Genomic DNA, 20,356 nt, shown 5'->3' on the forward strand with positions numbered 1-20,356 from the left:
TTTCTTATAAATTGGGTGTAATCACTTTTCACCATACATTCCAGAGGGCATCGAAAGCTGCTTGCCGGACATACTTTCTCTCAGCTGCCGATAATAATGACTTAAACCGATGACATCTGCTCCTATATTGATGAAGCTGTAGCCCATAGCGACAAGCTCGTCCCAGTTACCTACAGTGCCTACAGTCCCTGCGAATATTCCTTTGTCGGCAGCTGCTGCGGCTATCCGTTTGCGTGCCTCGGCAATTTTCGGATGATCCATCTGTCCGGGTGCGCCAATTCCTTGGCTGAAATCGCCCGGCCCGAAGAAAATCATATCCACGCCGGGCATACTGGCGATTTCCTCCAGCTCATCCATAGCTTCCGGGTCCTCGATTTGCAGAATATTAAACCGCTCCGTATTCGCTTGCTGCAAATAATCCGTAAATTCAATATTGCAGTAGGCTCCATCTGCATTGCCTCCATCGACAGGCCGACGGCCGAGCGGATGAAATTTGGTTTGCTGGATGACCAGCCTTGCATCGGAGAGACTCATCACGTGCGGCACCATAATACCTGTGGCATCCAGTTCAAGCGGTCGGACCAGGTCGCTGTAGCTCCCACGCGCCACACGAACAATGATATCGACCCCATACGCCTTGGCCGCGAGTATTTGCCTTTCAATAACGGACCAATCATTGGCTACGTGCTCCATATCTGTCCATATACAATCGAAGCCCGACATCGCGGCAATTTCGACTACCCGTGAATCGGCTAAATTCAGCTTGGTGCTCATGACAACCTCGCCGGCACGAAGCTTGTGCAGCACACGACTGGGTCTCATTCGAATCATAGTTTCGTGCATTTCAATTCCTCCTTGGGTTGACCGTTATAAGAGGTTTAGGCTTATACGGTATGCAATTCTGAAGCTTACTATAGAAGGTAGCGGCTGTCGGCGGTAGGTTAGATTTTATAGAAAAGGGTCTCATATTATAGAATGCCGATATTTCAAGGTTTTTGGATCAGATTGCCTCTTGGAATCTCTAAGTCTTTGTTATACTGTTACTGGTAAAGACGGACAAGTCCAAGAAAGAGGGGATGGATATGCTGACCAGGCTGGGTCTCGTATTTCATAATTTGAAATTAAGCTATAAGCTGACGATAGCGATTTCATTCGTATGCTTGATTGCACTGACGCTGTTCTCCACGACGACCATTATGATTTACAAAAATATGATGACGGACAAGGAAATAAGCTCCACATTGACGAATCTGGACGCCTTCCGCGGCAACCTGAATAACTACTTGAATGGAATTGATAAATCGTCTGTGCTGCTGATATACAACCCTGCCATTCAGGACCATCTGGAAAGTAACGCCGATTTATTGAACCCTGAGGATCGATTGAAGGCTTTTCAAGACATCAATCAAAAGATCAAAGAGATTATTAACAATTCGTATGGGATCAGCTCGATCGCGATTATGGATAATTACAATAATGCGTTTACCTTCGGTGAAAGCAGTAATCTGCTAACCTCCGCGCCCAACGGCAATTACCGGGATACGGCCTGGTTCCGAATGGCAGAGAATCGTGACGGCTTGTACCAATGGGAAATTACCGACTGGTCACAAAGCAAAAAAACGATGCATATGCTCCGCTCCATTAAAAGCATCCGTAATCAGCAAACACTCGGGGTGGTCCTCTTCACCATATCGCCGGATATTCTCAAAACGATGTTTACCTCAGACAGCCAGATGGACGGGATTTACAGCATTGTCGTCAGCAGCGGGGAAATTTACTCTCAGGATGAATCGGGCAGACAGCAGTCGATCATCGATACGAGCAAAATGAATGCGGCCAAAGGGCACTATTTTACAGAAGCTGGAGGTAAAACCTACATTGTCACATATTCCACGAACCCGCTGACCAACTGGAAATTTACTTATACGATAGAGCAAAATGTACTATTTAAGGACATTAAATATATTTATTTTATTTGGGTCGTGTTCTTTATCGGTTCATTTATATTGATTAGTCTGATTTCCTTGAAGATTTCCAAATCGATTTCCGGACCACTCAAAACCCTCACAATATTGAACAAAGAAGTCGAGCGGGGCAACCTGAATGTCAAATTCCTTTCCTTATATAAAGACGAGGTGGGGATACTCGGCAGCAGCTTTAATCGAATGCTCGATAATATCCGTGAAGGCATTCCACTGCGACGGGAAAAAATGCTTCGATCGATTCTTGAACAAAATATGAGCAAGGAAGAGTTTATGGAGCTCAACCAATTGACAGCGCTCCCGCTGATTCAGCCCTTTTATCAGGTTGTGCTTATTGACTTTGCGATCGATTTGCCTGCCCACAAGCTGAAGCTGATGGAGGAACGGATGTATCGATATGGGGAAACAAGCCCTATGGTGTGCTTTACATTGAAGCCGGGGCAATACTGCATCTTATTTAATGATAGTAAAGAAGAGACGTACCGGATAACCAACGAACTGATCGATTATTATCATACACAGCTGGAAATTTCAGCGGTCGGCTATATAGGGAATGATTACAATGAGATCTATTTTGTTAAAAACTCGTTCGAGGAAGCGAAGGAATTAAGCAAATATCGGTTTTTCATCGATTCACATTGCATGAGCTACGAGGCTGTGATGGGGAAAGTATGGCAGACGACCTACCCGGACAAACTTGAAAACCAGCTTAAATATTACATCGAGCAGGCTGATCCGGAGCAGTGCCGAACTTTGGTCGGGAATTTGCTCATTTTTATTCGGGACAATAATATCAAACCTTTCATTATTCATACGCTGCTTGCGAATATGTATATTTACCTGCAGCAGCTTTCGGTTAAGCATCATGTCGATCCGCAGCAGTTATTTGACCCGAGAATTTGGCAGACTGATCTGCTGGTTGATTCCCAGGGATCGTTCCAACGAAATTTTGATGAATTAATCGCCGCGATTGAGAAATATATTCAAGCTATCGGAGGACAGGGTGCTCGGAGCTTAAGTCCAGCGATTCAAAAAGCAGTGTCTGTTATGGAAGCGGAATACAACAACTATGAGATGGGCATCGATTTTATGGCACGCATCCTTCATATTAATAGTGTTTATTTCAGTCAATTGTTTAAAAAGGAGCTTGGAACCAGCTTCATGGACTATTTAAGCCAAATCAGGCTTGGACATGCGCGACGTTTACTTGGGGAATCGAATTTGAAAATTAAAGAAATTTCCAAGGAAGTTGGTTATGCGGACCCACATTATTTTGGCATCTGGTTTAAGGATAAAACCGGGTTGACCCCTTCTCAATACCGAAATCAGTCTACTTAATCCCGGGAAAACTTAGAATTTAACGGTAATCTTGAATATTCAACCTACCTGAATGGTCGTTTCCGATGCTACTTTTGAAATAAGGAGTGCACTGCGAATCAACGAAAAGGGAGGGCTACCGGTAATTCGATTATGCAGATGCTTCCATAGTGACGACCAACAAGGAGAGGGGTGTTTTATTTGAAAAAACATACATTTGCGTTTCTGTTATCGGTTGTTATGGTGGTTTCGATCATTGTCTCTGGATGTAGTGACAACAAACCGTCTGCAGCCAACACAACGGGAGGTGCCAAGGGTGGAAGCGACGAGAAGGTCGAGCTTACGCTGTGGGCAACGCCAACCGGCTTGGGTAAAGACGGGCAGAAGGCTGGAGAGTGGATTAGTCAGGATCTGGTTGCGGAGTTTAACAAAATCTATCCGAATGTGAAGATTAATGTGGAGCTGATTCCTTTTGACGGCATCCAGGAGAAGATTTCCGTTGCGGCTGCCTCGAAGACACTGCCCAACATTTATTTTGATGTACCAAACCGCATATTGCCGCTTTCTCAATTAGGTGTTATTGAACCGTTGGATGATATTTTGTCACCTAAGGATTTGGAAGCGGTTCGCAGCAACCCGGATATGATGAAGCTGGTGTCTCTGAACAATCAGATTATCATTATGCCGTTGGCTGCGACACCGGTTACGATTCTGGTCAATAAAAGCATGTGGGCCAAGGCTAATGCTCTCGACTTACTGCCGAAGGATGAGTTCCGCACTTGGACGCTGGATGAATTTAAGGCTGCGCTTAAGGCTGTTGCTGATCCAAAAAATAATACGTATGGCTTCACGATGTATGCGTTGAATGAGCAGGGGGACGAGCTGTATAACAACACGCTGATGACCCACGGGGTGAAGTTGTTCAACGATAACTACAGCAAATATTTGGCTGCCGAGAATCCGAAAACCGAGCAGGTCATGACTTTCTTCAAATCGCTGGTCGATGAAGGACTCGTGAATCCACACCCGGAAACGCTATCAACCACGAACGCCAACGATTTCTTTTACCAAGGCAAAAATGGGATGGTAGTCGCTTCTCCAGCCGTTGTGCAAAATATTAAAGCGAAAATCAAAGACGGCAGCATCAAGGAACCGTTCGATTATATGTTTGTGAATTTCCCGTCAGAGGTGAAAGGCACATCCGGTATTAAATTAGCTCTTGGCAATGGAACGATCTTCAAGGATCAAGACCCGAATAAGGTGAAATGGGCCAAAATCTTTTTCAAATGGGCGATCAATGATACCGAGATGTTCTTCAACGCCCAAAAAATAATGAAATCGGTTGGTGATGCTCCAGCTTGGACAAAAGAGGATAAGGAATGGGGCTTCTTGACAACCCTGCTGACCAAGTCAGGACAATGGCCGCTTATTGATCCGCTAACCAAGGTCAAAGGCTTTACCGAAATGCGAGCTGCGATGTATCCCGAGATGCAGCGGATGTTCATTAATGCCGCAACACCGAAGCAGACGGTCGACAATATATCCAAGAAATTCAATGACATTACTCAAAAATATAACAAATAAGTAAGCTTGAAAGGATAACCTTATGACCCCAAGCCGTAACACGTTTTCAATGAGCACGAGGAGAGAGTTGACCGGCTGGCTGTTCGTACTGCCGATGCTGATCGTGTTTTTGTCATTTGTCATTTATCCCGTCATCCAGGCTTTTAAATCGAGTCTATACGGGTTTGACTACACCCAATATTATTGGAATGGATTAGGAAATTATATAACGATATTTCAAGATGAGACCTTTCTGAAATCGATCCGAACGACCCTTTTATTCGTCATTCTGATTGTTCCGGCCCAGACCGTTATTGCCTTATGTATTTCCTTGACCATTAACAGCTTCTCCAGCAAGCTGCAGTCCTTTTATAAAGCGGTGTTTTATGTGCCTGGTGTCACCTCTGTCGTCAGTCTCGCGATGGTGTGGGATTATATTTACAATAACCAGTTTGGATTTGCCAATTATGCGTTGAGTTTGGTCGGGATGGAGCCTGTCAATTGGCTTGGGATCAATTTTGGCGTCTACGCCTTATCCTTGATTGTTATCACCATCACACTCGGTACGGCGGTTGTCGTTATTTCCGCAGGACTTGACGGTATTCCTCAGGAGCTGTATGAATCGGCCAACATAGATGGAGCTACACCGAAACGTATTTTATTCTCGATTACGCTGCCGCTGCTGAAGCCCAGCTTATTGTATGTGGTGGTTACAGGGATGATCGCCGCATTCCAGATTTTCACGGTTATCTTATTGATGACCGGAGGCGGACCGGCTTATAAGACTACTACCATTTTGATGCTTATTTATCGCGAAGCGTTTATGAATATGAATTTTGGAGCCGCCAACGCAATGGGAATCGTGCTGTGTTTGATTATCACAACGATCGCAATCATTCAGTTCAAGCTGCTTAAGACCGACATCGAATATTAAGGAGAGCGGATGATGGGGAACAAAAGCAGCAACCAATGGATTTTCAATGTCATACTTGTGATCGCTGCAGCTTTTTTTATATGGCCGTTGTACTGGATGGTGACGGGTTCTTTTAAAAACTTGACCGTAGCCATACAGATCCCACCGGAATGGATACCGCTGCAGCCAACTTGGATTAATTATCGAACATTATTCGTTGATCATTCTGTTATCAAATGGTTTGGTAACAGTCTGTTCATTTCATCAGGCGCGACGGTATGCGTGCTGCTGTTAAGCTCAATGGCCGCTTACGCTATTGCCAAGATCCAGTTTAAAGCGGGCGGTTATATTTTTGCGCTGATGGTAGGATCGCTTACGCTGCCGCATGCCGTTATGTTTATCCCGCTGTTTCAAATGATGAATGAGCTGGGCTTGATCAACACCTACGCGGGAGCGATGCTGCCGGTTGTCGGCTGGCCGTTCGGCGTATTTCTCTTAAGGCAGTTCATGCAGACGCTGCCGACCGCGCTGATTGAAGCGGCAAGAATAGACGGGGGCAGCGAGGTTCAAATTTTCACGCGGGTCATCCTGCCTTTGGCAAAGCCGGGCCTGGCTGTGCTGGCGATATTCACCTTCGTCAACACCTGGAATGATTACGTGTGGCAGCTGTTAATTCTGACAAAGGATTCTATGTTCACGCTGCCTGTAGGTGTACGGGTTGTGCAGAAGGCGCAGGAATTCCACAATAATTACGGTATTGCTATGGCCGGAGCCGTTCTTGCTACGTTACCGCTGATCGGGTTGTTCGTTTATTTTCAAAAATATTTTACCAAAGGGATTACGCTTGGTGCTGTGAAAGGATAATAGAGGGCTGTCTCACAGGTCATACAATGACTATGAGACAGCTTTTTTTGTGATTTCATTTATTTAGTCATAGGATCAAGTAAAAAGTCTTGCTTTATAAATATAGCCGCCTGTATAATCGTTCCAACAAACGTGGATTCATCATATTGATCCAAGGAGAACCGATATGAGCTGGATAAAAAAAAGCTTGTTTGCGAAATTATTAATGGGAATGCTGGTTGCGTCAGTCATTCCCTTCTTTCTATCCAATGTGATCGCTTATCAGACGAATAGCAATTCCGTGAAACGGCAAATCATTGAGTTGAATAAGCATTCGATGAAGATCCGCATGGACGGGCTCAAAAGGTATTTCGTTGAATTATCAGATTTGGCCGTATCCTTTTATAAAGACGAGGATTTAATGAAATATTTGCAAAGCTCGGAGATTACACCGTACGAAGCCTTATATTTTTCACAACAGATGCAAAAAATTTACGCAAGCCATCTTGAATTGAAGGCCGTTGATTTCATGAGTGCTTTATCCGGTCAGCGTTATATGATTAATAGTAACGGTCAAAGCATCCAATCCTCAGACTCCAAGATGATCAAAGCACAGGCTAATGAATGGGACATTACCAAAGAATTTCAGGTTTCTCATACGGGTAAAGATCGGATTTTGTCGATGAACAAGCTGCTAATAGATTATCCCGACTCGAGGGTATTAGGCTTGACTTCTCTCTATATTGGTCCCAAAGAAATCGCAGGAATCGTCAGCGGAATCTCCAATCCTGAGGAAGAGAGCTCGGAGTTTTTCCTCATTCATCAAAAGCCTCAATTGGCATTCACTTCCGATTCCGATCTGAATCAGGCTGGAGACGATAAAATTACCGCTATGGTGGCAAGCATTCGTGATCAGAATGGGTTCATCAGCGGAGAATGGAACGGAGCCCAAGGTGTTTTTATATATGCAACGGATCAATTCAGGAAATTACCCCTTACCATAGTAAGGTTTGTACCCGATTCAACCATTAATAAGGCAGCTAATCAGACGTTGAGCCAATCGTTGATCGTTCAATCCATTGGTGTTGTATTTATCATTGTATTAGTGACACTGATGTCCTACTATATGATCCTGCGGATTAAGAGAATGATAAGAAACATGGCCAAAGTCCAGACCGGGAATTTCAAGGTGGATAAGAAGACGGGGATAGCGGATGAGTTGGGAGTTTTGGAAGAGCGCTTTCAAAATATGGTTCGGCAGCTGGATATATTGATTAACGAAGAATACCGGAACCGATTGGAGCTATCAACTGCCCGGCTAAAAATGCTGCAGTCGCAAATTAATCCGCATTTTCTTTACAACACCCTCCAGTCCATTGGAACCTTGGCACTCAGTCATGGCGTAAGGGAAATCCACGATAAAATCGCTGAGCTGGGAGATATTTTTCGTTATAGTATGGACCTTAAGACGGAGGTGGTAACTTTGCAGACCGAGCTTAGGCATATTGAAAATTATTTGTCGCTTCAAGGGGGAAGATTTGCAAGCAAGCTGTCCTACACAATTTCATGCCCGCCACAGCTGATGAACATAGAGGTGCCGAAAATGATTCTTCAGCCATTGGTTGAGAACAGTATCGTGCACGGCATGGAAAAAGGTCGAGGAAACGGAACCGTACACATTTGCATTGAGTCCGGTGCCGCTATTGAAATCCGAATCATAGATAACGGTAAAGGTCTGGAATCCAAAATGATCGAGCAGCTGGAGCAGAGCTATGCGGATTATCAGTTTAATTCCGATACAAGGATTGGGCTTCTTAACGTTTTGCATCGGCTGCAGCTTTATTACGGCCCGGAATTTCATTGGGGGATTCGAAGTGTACCTTACGAAGCTACCGTCGTGTCCTTTACGATTCCTTATCAAACTGCAGAGGGGAGGACTGAATCATGAAAGTAGTGATAGCTGATGATGAAGAGCATGTCCGTAAAGGAATTGATCTTGCTGTGGATTGGGTACAATTCGGCATAACAGAACGATTCATGGCCGATAACGGTATTCAGGCGATGGAGCTGGTCAGGAAGCATCAGCCTGTCATTTTATTTTGCGATATGAGTATGCCGCAGATGGATGGGATTCAATTACTGCAGTCGCTCCGGGATGAAGGGTGGGATACCCAGGTTATCGTCGTTAGCGGCTATGCCGACTATAGCTTTACAAGAGCAGCGCTGTTAGCAAACGGGGTCGATTATATCCTGAAGCCGTTCAAGACCAAGGATTTGGAAGAAGCTGTTTATCGCGCCGTAACGGCCAGTCAAGCCATCCATAACAAATCGATTGAGGAGCTTGAAAAGCGTCACCGCCTTCGCCTTGCCGATTCACTTCTGGATGAGCAGAAGTTGGTCGAATTTCTTAAAGGGAACGTTGTGCTGCAGGACGAAACCCTTCGCAATCTGTTTCATAAAATCGGGCTCCCCTCTCACAATCTGAGTATTTCTTTTATGCTGCCGCGAAATAAAACGAGGCTGATCGATGGAAGATTTGTAGGGGATATCGGATTATTTCAATTCGCTGTCAATAATATTGCGCAAGAAATTCTCAAATCTCACGTGGTGCATTACTTATGCAGGCTGGATGAATACCAATGGATCCTGATCATGTCATCTACACATTCAGATAACATGAAGAACGAATATAACTGGTATCTCAAAAAATTAGAGCAGGCATGGCGGGAGACGTTAGGCTTGGAAGTGCTGCAAGGAACCTTCATATCGGTAGCGGATACTACACAGCTGCTTCCTGCAGTCGCCGAGGCACGAACCTCCTTATTGAAAAGCGAGCTATTGAAGGGCTCGATCAACCCTACCCACGAATTGCCCCGATGGGCGGATCGTGAAATCTTGTTGATGAACGCTATCCAGAGAGGTCATCATGCCGGTTTGACGGATATTATAGGAGCTTTTTTTCAAGCGCTGCACGCCTGTGGTTCCTTGCGTCTGGAACAACTTCAAGTGTACACGATGGAAGCCAACCTGCTGGTGAAGCGTATCGCAGGTTCTAGTCAAACGAACAAAGATCGAATAGACGGTTTACTTTCCTTATGGATTAGTGACTTGGATGAATGGCAAGCTCAGCTTGAGCAGCGCTGCTGGGAAATGGCCGAGTATGGAAACGATCAATCGTTATCTTTTGGAATTGAAGGGGTTTATCAGTACATCCACAAGCATTATCAGGATCAGATTTCGTTGTCTACGCTGGCAGAAGCCTTTCATTTCAGTCCACAGCATTTGACCAGAAAATTTAAAGAACAATACCATACCACCATCATGTCCTGCTTAACCAGCCTTCGGATGGAAAAGGCGATATCGCTGTTGATCCATTCAGATGCTCCGATTGCGGAATTAGCTAATTCACTCGGCTATGAGGATGAGAATTATTTCAGCAAAGTATTTAAGAAACAGACCGGATTATCTCCAATCCAATTCCGTAAACACAATAGAGACAGGTGAACCTGAAGAAGTTCAAATATTCCTTTTTTAGAAGGCGATTCTCCTTGTTGGGTGCGGTCATTCTTATCTTATAATAGGACTGTAGCAACGATAAATAGGGGGTTAGGAAATGGGGAAAAAGTGGTCTTGCTCCATGCTGTCGGTCTTAATGGCCGTTACGGTAGCTCTGGTCGGTTGTACTAATCAAGTACCGGGCAATGGGGGAACGAAGGAAAGTTCGGCAGCAGGAGAATCAGGCAATAAAGCGAAGCCGCCGAAAAATGTTACTCTGAAAGCAATCGGATTAACGCCGCAGCATGCCGAAAATGTTAAAGCGATCGTTAGTGATTATGAAGCTGAGCATCCGGGAGTGAAGGTGGATTTTCAAATTCCCCCGGATAAAGCAAGTACTTTGTTGAAGACGCGCTTTGCTGCTGGTGACGCGCCGGATATCTTTTACTTGGGTGCTTCCGAAATTCCTGCTTGGGCAGATAAACTCGCGGATTTGTCGAAAGAGCCGTGGATGGCGCACGCACTGAAGCCGAGCCTTGCCCCAATGACGATTAACGGCAAGCAATTGGGTTTTCCGATGCAGGTTGAAGGGCATGGCTTTGTATACAACAAGGATTTATTTGCAAAAGCGGGAATCACTAAAGTCCCGACAACCTTGTCGGAACTGAAGCAGACAGCTGATAAACTGAAAGCAGCCAACATTCAATCCTTCGGGGAAGCATGGAGCAACTGGGGTTTTCTCATGCACCTTCTCGGTATTCCCTTTGCTTATGAGAAAGATCAAGCCGGATTGATCGATCAGATCAACAAAGGCACGAAGCAAATCAAAAATGTGACGAATATTGATAATTTTTTTACGGTTTTGGATCTGACTGATGATTACGGTTTGGGTAAGCAATCGGTAGGCTATGACTTTAATCAGCAGCAAAAGGATTTTGCCGACGGGAAAATGGCCATGATCAAGCAGGGAACCTGGTACACGGGGCCTCTTTTGAAACTAAATCCGAAGCTGAACATGGGAATGTTCGCCGTACCGCTAAATGACAACGCTGAAGAAACCAAGATGCAAGTTGCCACCACGGCTTATTTCGTTCTCCACAAAGACTCAGCGAATCTGGAAGAAAGCAAGGAGTTTCTGACCTGGCTTCATAAAAACGGACAAAAATATATTGTGGAGAAAATGAATTTGGCTCCTGTGTTTGATGATGTAAATGGAAAAAATTTAGGACCTTTGCACGAAGACATGAACAGCTACGTGAAAGCAGGCAAAACTTATGACAATTATGGCACCGGACTTTGGCCGGCCGGCTTCAATACGGATATCGCCAAGCCTTTGCAAGCCTATATTGCAGGCGTAGCGAATAAGGAAGAAACTTTGAAGCAGCTGCAGGATCTCTGGATTCAGCATATGAAAAAATAGCTTTTCAAAGTGGGGCTTGGTGCTAGTCATAACCAGGCCCTTCTCATTGGCACACGTCGCTATCATAAGGCTTGGAAGGAGTTCATCATGGGTAAGAATGTCATTCAGCGAAGGCTTGTATATGTCGCATTTGTCGGTCCGATGCTTGTCTTGTTTTTCATGTTCATCTTCATCCCGTTTATCCGTTCAATTCTGTACTCTTTTCAGGATTGGGATGGAATCAGGAGTGAAATTCATTGGGTAGGATGGAAAAACTATATAGGCTTGTTTAAAGACTCGAACTTTGCCAGAACCATCACCTTCACCTTGAAATATGTGGCTGCTACGGTAATTGCGTATAATGTACTCGGGTTATTGTTGGCAGTCACCTTAAATACCGGATTGAAAATGAGAAATTTTTTGCGAACGGCATTCTTTTTACCGACGGTCATGGGGCTCGTTGTGGTGGGCTTCCTATGGAATTTTATTATTAAACATATGTTCCCGCAGCTGGGTCAATTCATGGGGATCGACTTACTGAAGGATAACTGGCTCTCCTTGCCGAGTCATTCCTTCTGGGCCATCATCATTGTTACGGTATGGCATGGTCTGGGCTATTATATGATTATTTATTTGGCAGGGCTTCAAGGTGTGTCCAGCGACTTGAAGGAAGCCGCAGAAATAGATGGAGCCGGCAAGCTTACGCTTTTTTGGAGCATCATTCTTCCATTGATCCGGCCCTCGATTACGATCTGTGTGTTTCTTTCTATTGTTCACGGATTCAAATCGTTCGATCTCAACTATTCACTTACGATGGGCGGACCTTACGGAACGACAGAGTCCATCTCCTATCAGATTTATCAAGATGCCTTTAGCAGCGATTTGTTCTCCTACGCTTCTGCTAAAGCGGTCATATTTTTTCTCATACTGGCTTTGTTTTCAGTTACCCAGGTAGCGCTTATGAAAAGAAAAGAGGTGGAAGCGTGAGGAAAACACGATATGGAGTCGGGTTATTGATACTTGAACTGCTGCTGATCCTGTCTGCGGTTCTCATGCTGTATCCTTTTTATTTAACATTTCTCAACAGTTTTAAAACGTATCTCGAAGTTTCGCAATCTTTAATTGCACTTCCCGGCTCGTGGACTCTGGACAACTTCTCCAAGGTATGGGTTTCGATGAACTATCCCCGTGCCTTGCTTAATTCCATCATTGTCACCGTTTGTTCGGTAGGGGGCGTATTGCTGGTAAGCTCTGCCGCCGCCTATCGACTCGTCAGAAGCCCGGGCAAAGTCAGCCAGCTTATATTTTTCCTCGTATTATCCTCAATGGTCATTCCGTTTCAAATTGTTATGATACCCGCACTAAAGGTAGCCAAGGATTTATACTTAATCAATTCGGTTTATGGTCTGGTTATCATGTACTGGGGTTTTTTGGTTCCTATGGCTTTGTTCCTGTACCATGGTTTTGTCAAAACGATTCCCATTGAATTGGAGGAGGCCGCGTTTATAGATGGCTGTGGTCCATTTAAAATGTTCTATAAGGTCGTTATGCCTTTATTGATGCCTATTACGACAACAATCGCCATCATCAATGTACTTGGGGTGTTTAATGACTTCATGCTGCCCTTGGTCATGATCAGTTCCGATAAGTTCCGGACGCTTCCTTTAGCTGTCAGTATATTTTTCGGTGATTATGGCAACGAGTGGAATTCCATTATGGCTGCGCTCACCATTTCGATGTTTCCGATAATCGTATTTTTCTTGTTCATGCAGCGATTTATCATTCAAGGTTTGGTTGCCGGGGCAGTTAAAGGTTAGCCTTATGTGAGATATATATCAGCGTTGTGTGGTATGATAAAGCTATACTGATGATGCGGGTGACAACTTGACGATTTTACTTATGGTCCTCATGGTAGCGGCTATTGCGCTGTTCATAACCAAAGCTCGAAACCCTTCTGCGTACTGGATGGGTTTTGTTCTGTTTGGGTGGTTCCTGAGTATAGCCGGTCTTATTTTGTTTATAGCCAAATACGGCGGCTTCTATTATAAGGTAAACATTGTCTTATTTTTCAATGATGACATTCGTAATCTGCTGCTGAATTCGCCAATCAAAATTGAAGGCATCAGCCGCATGATTACGGTGGGAAGATCGATGTTTATTTTCAGTCTCATCGGGTTATCCCTGTCGCTGTTATCTTCTAGAACGATTTGGAAGCAGTGGCATATCTACACGCTAAGCTTGCTTTTGGCGCTTGCCAACATTATTTTTTATGATCCGGTTATATACAAAGAGGCACTTACGGTCATGGAACGCCATTATACGTATATGGTTGGTTGGCTGACACGGGGTTGGATCGTCATCTCTGCTCTTATGGCGGTTTCCATCATGATCTGGAGCTACCGGAAAATAACAATACCCTGGGTGAAGCAGCAGAGCAGATTCATTATATTGGGCGTATGCTCGCTGGTGCTCTTTTATTTTTTCCTCGGTTTTATGGGACCTCTGCAAGTATTTGATGTACGGACGTTCTACGTCCTGTATTCGGATTTCTCGAATTTCAATCCACCGCTGACTCTCATCCAGTGGTACTTGAGCATCGTGTTTACGGGGGTGCTGTCACTCATTAGTATTGTGTCGATATGGAAATATGCGGAGATCGAAAACAAGATGGGTAAAAACGACCTGCATCTGCAAAGAAAGCTGAAAACGGCTAATATGGGTGCCCAGGTATTCACACACGCGATTAAAAATCAGCTGATTATGATACAATTGCTCATCACACAGGCAACAGATCAGCTCAACAAGCAAGAAACACCTGGCTCTGCCGAGGTGAAGATCCCTTTGGAAAAAGCGGCACATATCGCTGATCACACGCTCGGACGGCTGGACCAGTTATATAAATCTTCGAAAAGCAATCATCTTCAATTAAAGCCGTACGCTGTCCACAAGCTTATCGATCACACGCTCGACCGCACGACGGTGCCGGAGTCTATCGCGGTTGAGGTTGAAGTGCCAAGCGAAGAAACTTTTATATTAATCGATGTGTATCACATGTCCGAAGCGATCCACAATTTGCTGGTAAATGCCATCGAAGCGATTGGAGACGATCCTGAAGGTCGAATCCGTCTGATCAGCTATGTGGAGGAAAACTGGGTCATAATTAAAGTAACCGACAACGGCCCCGGCATTGCAAAAGAGCTGCAGGAAGGCGTCTTTGACCCCTTTTATACGAGCAAGAACACGACTAGAAACTGGGGGGTGGGGTTATCATATGTTAAACATGTCGTGCTGGGCCACTACGGCCATATTCATCTGGACAGCAAGGGAAATACCGGATGCACCTTCCAGGTCATCATTCCGCTATACTTATTAAAACCGTCAGCAAAGGAGGGATGAGGGCTCTATGACACTACCAATTCGTATTCTTGTAGCCGAGGACCTGGACGTATTGAGAGAACATTTTTGCTTACTGATCGAGCAGACAGAGGGTATGATCCTCGTTGGACAAGCTTCCAGTGGCAAAGAGGTGCTAAGTCTCGTTCCGGAGCTTAGACCGGATATTATTTTGATGGATATTGAGATGGATATGAAGCATGACGGTATTATTACCGCCCAAAAGGTACTCGCTCAATTTCCTGAGACGAAGATTATTTTCCTGACCGTCCATGAGGATGACGAAACCGTATTTAGCGCCTTTGAAACAGGAGCCGTTGATTATGTATTGAAAACAAGCTCGGTTGGCGAAATCATCAATAGCGTCCGAACGGCCTATCAGGGCAAGGTCCAAATCCGGCCTGAGGTCGCCTATAAGATCAAAAATGAATTTACCCGCATTCGGCGCAACGAAGAAACCTTTCGCAAGTCCATTCAGATTTTGTACCAATTAACTCCCTCCGAGCTAGCCATTCTTGATCTGCTGTTAAAGGATATGAAAATCACGGAGATTGCCAAGGAACGGCAGGTGGAGCTGTCCACCATCAAATCACAAATTAATCTCATTTTGAAAAAATTCAATAAAAAGCGAACAAAAGAAGTAACCGCCATGCTGCGTGATTCGGACATTATACCCTACATACATAAAATAAGAGAGGGGCTATAGAGCCCTTCTCTTATTTGTAATCATCACAATGTATAAGTTTCTGTAAAGCTAAGCGTGGTATCGCTTGAACCTGCTTACGGGTTAACCGCTTTGATAGCCGGATCCGTCGTCATGAATTTTTCTGATGGCACGATGCTGTCCATTTTGCCGTTAGCCACAAACAGCTTTTGCAAATTGTCGAACCATTGCTTGGCTGTGCCGTCCTTGAATACGGTCGCAAGCTTCTTGCTATCGATCCAATCAATACTTTCCAGCTCTTGCTTTAGGCTATCCTCAGGCACCTGTGTATAGGCAGCTGTTAATTTAACGGCTTCGTCACTATGGCTTATTTTGTACTCGGTTGTTTTCGCCATCGCTTTCATGAATTTGTCAACCAATTCCGGTTTTTCCTTTAAGAATTTCGGATTCACGACCCAGCTGGACGGGAACGAGTATTCAGGGAAGAAGCTGCTGTTATCCCCGAGCTTAACCATGTTTTCTTTGCCAATTTGTTTCTCGATCTCTGATGTGTACGGGGACCAGATGGCGACTGCATCGACCTTGCCTGCAACGTAAGCGGTAACAGCACCGGCAACATCCATGTTGACGATATTCACATCACTCAGCTTAAGCCCGGCTTTTTCTATGCCCAGATTCAATACCATTTCACCCGAGGTTCCTTTGGGTACCCCAACGGTTTTACCTTTTAAATCTTTAAATTCTTTAATACCGGATTTTTTCGTGGCGAACACCATATCACTCTTGCCGAGACTGACGATCCCTATAATGTTGCCTTGACCTTGAGCTGATAGGAAGGTCGCTCCAGGCCCAATATAAGCAATATCGATTTCACCCGCTGCCATGGCTTGAAATTCCGGAGGGCCGCTTAGGAACTTCACTGCGTTCATCTTAATGCCTGCTTCTTTGAAGAAGCCTTTTTCCTCGCCAATCGCAATCGGTGCTGCTCCGCCCATGTTAGGCATATAAGCGAAATTAATGGTTTGTACTTTTTCCTCGGTTTTGGCTGTGGGGGTTGGCGTTTGTGGTGCATTGGCATTCGTGGACCCGCTGCCTGAACCACAGGCACTGATAAGAAGTGTAAGACTAAGTGCAAGTGCTGCCAGTGGAAGCTTAATTACGGATTGTGATTTGTAAACCATGTTAAAAACCCTCCCTTTATTATGATTAGTATAACGGTAATATATACCGATTACTTCGACACCTCGAGATATTCACGGTACACTTTGGACCATATCTCATTTTTGATACTGATATATCGTTCATCCAGCTTGGTTGACTGATCTCGAGGGTAAGGGATGTCTACATCTATAATTTCTTTGATACGGCCGGGACGTGCACTCATAATAATGACACGCTGGGCCAGGATGACGGCTTCCTCAACATCATGAGTAATAAAGAAGCACGTTTTCTTTTGCTTTTGCCAGGTCTTGAGCAGCTCCTCCTGCAGCTGGGCTCGCGTCTGGGCGTCTAACGCTCCGAACGGTTCATCCATAAGAAGTACTTCCGGCTCCACCGCATACGCTCTTGCAATCGCGACCCGCTGCTTCATCCCGCCTGACAATTCCTTCGGATACGCATGGGCAAAGTCCTTGAGTCCCACCAGCTCCAAATAAGACTCTGCCTTTTCCTTGCGTTCCTTCTGGTTTAATCCGCGCAGCTTCAGTCCGAATTCAACATTCTTCAATACGGTTTTCCACGGGAATAAGGCGTACTGCTGAAAGACAACACCGCGTTCCCTACCGGGGCCGTTCACCTCCTTGCCATCGACTCGCACAGAACCGGAGGTTGCGGCTTCAAGCCCGCCAATAATATTGAGCAGGGTTGTTTTCCCGCAGCCGCTTGGGCCAACTACACATACAAATTCATTGTTTTTGATCGTTAAATCCGTGTTTTGCAGGGCAATGGTATCGCCGCCACGTCCCTTGTATATTTTCGAAAGGCTGCTGATCTCAATTTTGTTAGCTTCTGTCGCTTGATTATTGATGCTGTTCGCTTCTAGCTTTGACGAAGTTCCTGCCATCCTGTCAGCCTCCTCTCCAGAAACAGTACGAATTTATCCATAGCCAAGCCTATAATCCCAATAACAATGATACCGAGTATGACGACATCCATGCGGAAGTATAAGCTTGCTTCCATGATCATGTTGCCAAGTCCTTTATTGGCGCCCGTTAGTTCAGCAGCAACAAGTGTTGTCCACGCAGCAGCCAGACCAAGTCGCACTCCTACCAGAATATAAGGGAAGGAGGCAGGTACAATGACCTCGAAGAAAATGTCCCGGTCTCTGGCGCCAAGCACCCGGGCCGCACGGATTAAGGTTGGATCGACGTTGCGTATTCCTTGAAAGATCGTGATCACCATGACCAGAAAGGTAGCAACAAAAATAACGCTGATTTTCGCCGATTCGCCCACACCCTGTGAAACAATAACAAGAGGGATCAAAGCGATAGGAGGGATCGTCCGAAAAAATTGAATCCATGGGTCCACGATGGAACGGATCAGTGAGTACCATGCCATCAAAAATGCAACGGGTATAGCTACGATCAGCCCGAGTGAGAAGCCACCAAGTACCCGGAGCAGGCTCGCCCATACGTTGGTCCACATCCGGCCGCTCCCAATCTCCGTGGAGAACGATTTCAGAACCTTGACCGGACTCGCTATAATAGCTCCTATAGCCGGAATCGACGATAGGAGGTACCAGAGAAGTATACCTACGATCAAGGAGATGATCGTCAGCATCCAGTTGGGGATTTTTTTCATAGTGTTAACCTCTTTTCATAGAGCTCAATTTAATTAATGGGGACGGTTGCAGGTAGGTCTACCCATCATAGGCAGGCTGCAGCGCCTCACTGGAGTAGATGCTTCGCAATTCCGATGCTGCTTCATTCCAGCCGCTCTTTTCTAATTTACGAACCCAATCCTCAACCTTCAAATATTTCCAAGGTCCGGTTTCAATGACTTTCTGCATCGGGTCTACCTTATAGCCTGGTTTGCGTGCTTGCTCGTGCTGCCATTGGGACAAGCGATGGTCCATTTCTTTCACAATGTCAGGAAATTCATGGGCCACATTGCGGGTTTGATTAGGATCGTTAACCATATCGTACAAAGTCACATCGTCAAAATGCAGCAGTAATCCCGGATGATACGTACGGATGAAATACCATTTCTCGTCACGCACAGCGCGTTGGCATACATACAAAGCATGATCCATCACCAGATAATCGCGTCCTTGCCAATGCTTGCCTGTCAGTGCTGGAAGAAAGGAGCGACCGTCCCACCCTGATGGAACTTCGAGTCCAACCAAATCGGTAAGGGTAGCGATTACATCGACGTTATAGACGAATCCGTCAACAGCTTGCCCCGGCTGGGTTACACCCGGAATTGTAACAATTAGCGGAATATGATGGACAGCTTCCGTCGCACTTGCGTGTTCGATGTAAATGCCCTGCTCCCCAAGGGATTCGGCATGATCGGCACTAATAATGAAGCACACTTCATCTTCGATGCCAAGCTCGCGCAGCGTGTCTAACAACTCACCAACATATTTATCCATGTAGCTGATACCGCCATCGTAGCCGTCTATCACGTGCTTGAAATCGTCGCGATTGGCGATTTGTCCTGGCATCGTTGCCGGATACTTGTCACCCCAGTGAAGGAAAGGAGCGGAACGCGGAAAGCTGTCCTTTTGTTGGGAAGCAATGGTTGCTTCATCAGGGAAAGCCTTCAGAGGCGCGTCCTTCCACTGCTCCATATATTCGATGGGATACGTGTAGAATGTATGTGGGTCCCAATATTGAATGTGTAAAAAGAAGTTATCTTCTTTACCATGCTGCTTCAGCCATGGAATTACGGAAGCGTTTACTTCATCGGCATTTTCGTTGCCTTCTTTTAAAGAATGCGTATGAACTTCGTTCCAGCCGGCAAAATACCACCAAGCGTGATGGCGATCTCCGAAGGTAGAGAATGTAACCGTTTTATATCCAGCTTTGCGGATATGTCTCGTAAAGAAAGGAATGTCTTCACTGTGCCCGTCGCCTTCTGGGTAATGAAACTCTCCGCCCGGTCCCCAATGCGTCAACGCTCCGTGGTGAATACCGAATCGGCCTGACATGAAGCTGGCTCTCGATGGTACACATGGAGAAGACGCGGTGTAGCAATTGTTGAATCTCATACCTGCTGCGGCAATTTTATCAATGTTAGGTGTGGTATTGCGGTTGTAGCCATAACAGCCCATATGATCGGGACGAAGAGAGTCGATGTCCAAATAAATAATTCTCATGTGTATTAACCTCCTGTGCTAAGTGATATTTTCATTATATTTTTAATTTTCTGTAAACATAAGGTTGAACATTCTTCAAACCTTATTGGCGATATCCACGACGATATTCCCATAAAAAAAGCAAAAAAACTGCCAGTATGGGCAGCTCCTTTGCTTTAATGGAGATCATATGTGAAATTTGAGATATAGCGTTTCATTCATAGCTTCCATGATTTTATGATTCGTTCTGGATCGGATCGGAGACCAAGCCTTCTTCATTAAGCTCTGCCTCGGTTTTCATATTTTTCATATCCTTGCCCAGCCGCTTGATTTCTTCCATATTGGGAGCCATGGATCCGTTCATAACTTCACTGATCGGGGTATCGGACCCTTTTTGCTCATCGAACTCTTCGTGTGCCTTTACGGTCGTTTTCAAATCTTCGTTATTATAGGTATTGTTCGACATATCAGGTCGCCTCCAATGTTAGTA

General features: G+C 45.2%; 17 protein-coding genes. 11 read left to right on the top strand and 6 right to left on the bottom strand.

Annotated elements, in window-relative coordinates; translation table 11 throughout:
- Positions 1-21 precede the first annotated feature (21 nt).
- A complete protein-coding gene (locus BK127_RS14135) occupies positions 22-843 on the bottom strand; it encodes an HpcH/HpaI aldolase family protein (RefSeq protein ID WP_076231032.1) in 822 nt (273 codons plus the stop codon).
- Between the two features lie 239 nt (positions 844-1,082).
- Here BK127_RS14135 and BK127_RS14140 point away from each other — a divergent pair, with 239 nt between their 5' ends.
- The 11 genes from BK127_RS14140 to BK127_RS14190 all read left to right on the top strand — a co-directional run bounded on the left by BK127_RS14140 (position 1,083) and on the right by BK127_RS14190 (position 15,611).
- On the top strand, positions 1,083-3,320 hold the full coding sequence (locus BK127_RS14140) for a helix-turn-helix domain-containing protein (RefSeq protein ID WP_076231034.1): 2,238 nt from the start codon (positions 1,083-1,085) through the stop codon (positions 3,318-3,320).
- A 180-nt stretch (positions 3,321-3,500) separates the two neighbouring features.
- Positions 3,501-4,883 carry an ABC transporter substrate-binding protein gene (locus tag BK127_RS14145; RefSeq protein ID WP_076231036.1) on the top strand — a complete coding sequence of 461 codons (1,383 nt, stop codon included), beginning with the start codon at positions 3,501-3,503 and terminating at the stop codon, positions 4,881-4,883.
- Positions 4,884-4,932: 49 nt separating this feature from the next.
- Positions 4,933-5,796, top strand: coding sequence for a carbohydrate ABC transporter permease (locus BK127_RS14150; RefSeq protein WP_076231367.1), 864 nt, complete (start codon positions 4,933-4,935; stop codon positions 5,794-5,796).
- A gap of 12 nt (positions 5,797-5,808) precedes the next feature.
- Positions 5,809-6,639 carry a carbohydrate ABC transporter permease gene (locus BK127_RS14155; RefSeq protein ID WP_076231038.1) on the top strand — a complete coding sequence of 277 codons (831 nt, stop codon included), beginning with the start codon at positions 5,809-5,811 and terminating at the stop codon, positions 6,637-6,639.
- 166 nt (positions 6,640-6,805) lie between these two features.
- The gene (locus tag BK127_RS14160) at positions 6,806-8,566 is read left to right on the top strand and encodes a sensor histidine kinase (RefSeq protein WP_076231040.1); all 1,761 of its coding nucleotides are present in this window, start codon (positions 6,806-6,808) and stop codon (positions 8,564-8,566) included.
- Positions 8,563-10,122 carry a response regulator transcription factor gene (locus BK127_RS14165; RefSeq protein ID WP_076231042.1) on the top strand — a complete coding sequence of 520 codons (1,560 nt, stop codon included), beginning with the start codon at positions 8,563-8,565 and terminating at the stop codon, positions 10,120-10,122. The genes BK127_RS14160 and BK127_RS14165 overlap by 4 nt, the downstream gene beginning before the upstream one ends.
- Before the next feature lie 109 nt (positions 10,123-10,231).
- On the top strand, positions 10,232-11,533 hold the full coding sequence (locus BK127_RS14170; RefSeq protein ID WP_076231044.1) for an ABC transporter substrate-binding protein: 1,302 nt from the start codon (positions 10,232-10,234) through the stop codon (positions 11,531-11,533).
- Positions 11,534-11,620: 87 nt separating this feature from the next.
- The gene (locus BK127_RS14175; protein WP_076231046.1) at positions 11,621-12,499 is read left to right on the top strand and encodes a carbohydrate ABC transporter permease; all 879 of its coding nucleotides are present in this window, start codon (positions 11,621-11,623) and stop codon (positions 12,497-12,499) included.
- Positions 12,496-13,329 carry a carbohydrate ABC transporter permease gene (locus BK127_RS14180; protein ID WP_256711301.1) on the top strand — a complete coding sequence of 278 codons (834 nt, stop codon included), beginning with the start codon at positions 12,496-12,498 and terminating at the stop codon, positions 13,327-13,329. The genes BK127_RS14175 and BK127_RS14180 overlap by 4 nt, the downstream gene beginning before the upstream one ends.
- Before the next feature lie 91 nt (positions 13,330-13,420).
- Complete coding sequence (locus tag BK127_RS14185; protein ID WP_179097483.1) at positions 13,421-14,908, top strand: HAMP domain-containing sensor histidine kinase; 1,488 nt, start codon at positions 13,421-13,423, stop codon at positions 14,906-14,908.
- 7 nt (positions 14,909-14,915) lie between these two features.
- Positions 14,916-15,611: a response regulator transcription factor gene (locus BK127_RS14190; RefSeq protein WP_076231050.1), complete on the top strand. Its 696-nt coding sequence runs from the start codon at positions 14,916-14,918 to the stop codon at positions 15,609-15,611.
- 74 nt (positions 15,612-15,685) lie between these two features.
- On the opposite strand, the gene BK127_RS14195 is transcribed toward BK127_RS14190, so the two are convergent.
- The 5 genes from BK127_RS14195 to BK127_RS14215 all read right to left on the bottom strand — a co-directional run bounded on the left by BK127_RS14195 (position 15,686) and on the right by BK127_RS14215 (position 20,332).
- On the bottom strand, positions 15,686-16,750 hold the full coding sequence (locus BK127_RS14195; RefSeq protein WP_076231054.1) for an ABC transporter substrate-binding protein: 1,065 nt from the start codon (positions 16,748-16,750) through the stop codon (positions 15,686-15,688).
- 50 nt (positions 16,751-16,800) lie between these two features.
- Complete coding sequence (locus BK127_RS14200) at positions 16,801-17,631, bottom strand: ABC transporter ATP-binding protein (protein WP_076231057.1); 831 nt, start codon at positions 17,629-17,631, stop codon at positions 16,801-16,803.
- Positions 17,607-18,368: an ABC transporter permease gene (locus BK127_RS14205; protein WP_076231060.1), complete on the bottom strand. Its 762-nt coding sequence runs from the start codon at positions 18,366-18,368 to the stop codon at positions 17,607-17,609. Before BK127_RS14205 ends, BK127_RS14200 begins: the two co-directional genes overlap by 25 nt.
- Positions 18,369-18,426: 58 nt before the next feature.
- The gene (locus tag BK127_RS14210) at positions 18,427-19,887 is read right to left on the bottom strand and encodes a sulfatase family protein (protein WP_076231062.1); all 1,461 of its coding nucleotides are present in this window, start codon (positions 19,885-19,887) and stop codon (positions 18,427-18,429) included.
- Positions 19,888-20,101: 214 nt separating this feature from the next.
- Positions 20,102-20,332 carry a hypothetical protein gene (locus BK127_RS14215; RefSeq protein ID WP_076231065.1) on the bottom strand — a complete coding sequence of 77 codons (231 nt, stop codon included), beginning with the start codon at positions 20,330-20,332 and terminating at the stop codon, positions 20,102-20,104.
- Positions 20,333-20,356: the final 24 nt, after the last annotated feature.

The sequence above is a fragment of the Paenibacillus sp. FSL H7-0331 genome, assembly GCF_001956045.1.

Bases quoted from the DNA above. Each gene is read 5' to 3' on its own strand.
- BK127_RS14140 (WP_076231034.1), top strand. From the start codon at position 1,083: ATGCTGACCAGGCTGGGTCTCGTATTTCATAATTTGAAATTAAGCTAT.
- BK127_RS14170 (WP_076231044.1), top strand. From the start codon at position 10,232: ATGGGGAAAAAGTGGTCTTGCTCCATGCTGTCGGTCTTAATGGCCGTT.
- BK127_RS14175 (WP_076231046.1), top strand. From the start codon at position 11,621: ATGGGTAAGAATGTCATTCAGCGAAGGCTTGTATATGTCGCATTTGTC.
- BK127_RS14160 (WP_076231040.1), top strand. From the start codon at position 6,806: ATGAGCTGGATAAAAAAAAGCTTGTTTGCGAAATTATTAATGGGAATG.
- BK127_RS14150 (WP_076231367.1), top strand. From the start codon at position 4,933: ATGAGCACGAGGAGAGAGTTGACCGGCTGGCTGTTCGTACTGCCGATG.
- BK127_RS14165 (WP_076231042.1), top strand. From the start codon at position 8,563: ATGAAAGTAGTGATAGCTGATGATGAAGAGCATGTCCGTAAAGGAATT.
- BK127_RS14205 (WP_076231060.1), bottom strand. From the start codon at position 18,368: ATGAAAAAAATCCCCAACTGGATGCTGACGATCATCTCCTTGATCGTA.
- BK127_RS14210 (WP_076231062.1), bottom strand. From the start codon at position 19,887: ATGAGAATTATTTATTTGGACATCGACTCTCTTCGTCCCGATCATATG.
- BK127_RS14200 (WP_076231057.1), bottom strand. From the start codon at position 17,631: ATGGCAGGAACTTCGTCAAAGCTAGAAGCGAACAGCATCAATAATCAA.
- BK127_RS14155 (WP_076231038.1), top strand. From the start codon at position 5,809: ATGGGGAACAAAAGCAGCAACCAATGGATTTTCAATGTCATACTTGTG.
- BK127_RS14135 (WP_076231032.1), bottom strand. From the start codon at position 843: ATGCACGAAACTATGATTCGAATGAGACCCAGTCGTGTGCTGCACAAG.
- BK127_RS14195 (WP_076231054.1), bottom strand. From the start codon at position 16,750: ATGGTTTACAAATCACAATCCGTAATTAAGCTTCCACTGGCAGCACTT.
- BK127_RS14185 (WP_179097483.1), top strand. From the start codon at position 13,421: ATGGTAGCGGCTATTGCGCTGTTCATAACCAAAGCTCGAAACCCTTCT.
- BK127_RS14190 (WP_076231050.1), top strand. From the start codon at position 14,916: ATGACACTACCAATTCGTATTCTTGTAGCCGAGGACCTGGACGTATTG.
- BK127_RS14215 (WP_076231065.1), bottom strand. From the start codon at position 20,332: ATGTCGAACAATACCTATAATAACGAAGATTTGAAAACGACCGTAAAG.